Genomic DNA, 353 nt, shown 5'->3' with positions numbered 1-353 from the left:
TCGAAGGCGCCGATGCCCTCCTGGGTGCCCAGGTCGAGGTTGACGAAGGCATTGCCCAGGCGCCGGCCATGGTTGATGCCGAACTGCGCCTCGCTCAGGCGGTTGCTGCTGCCGGCCAGGCGGCTGTCCTCGATGTAGTTGTTGGTGCGCAGGTGGGCCATGCCGGCATTGAGCGAGGTCTTGCTGGTGGCGTCGCGGTGCACCACGCGCTCGGCGCGCAGCTGGTGGTTCTGGCTGTCGCCGGTCTGCTTGAAGGTAAAGCCGTTGGCCTGGGCCAGGGAGCGGTATTCGCTCTCGCTGTAGCTGTAGGTGAAGTTCCACCAGCCCCACGGCAGGTTGTAGAACAGCACGCC

The 353-nt window shown here is 66.0% G+C and carries 1 protein-coding gene; it reads right to left on the bottom strand.

Features of this window, described 5'->3' with window-relative positions; translation table 11 throughout:
• Positions 1-353 (bottom strand): ShlB/FhaC/HecB family hemolysin secretion/activation protein (locus LU671_RS29390; RefSeq protein ID WP_232857819.1); only part of this gene is annotated, 353 nt, incomplete at both ends.

Source organism: Pseudomonas sp. NMI760_13 (genome assembly GCF_021283245.1).
Lineage (GTDB): Bacteria > Pseudomonadota > Gammaproteobacteria > Pseudomonadales > Pseudomonadaceae > Aquipseudomonas > Aquipseudomonas peradeniyensis.
This window is presented reverse-complemented; position numbering and strand designations above follow the sequence as displayed.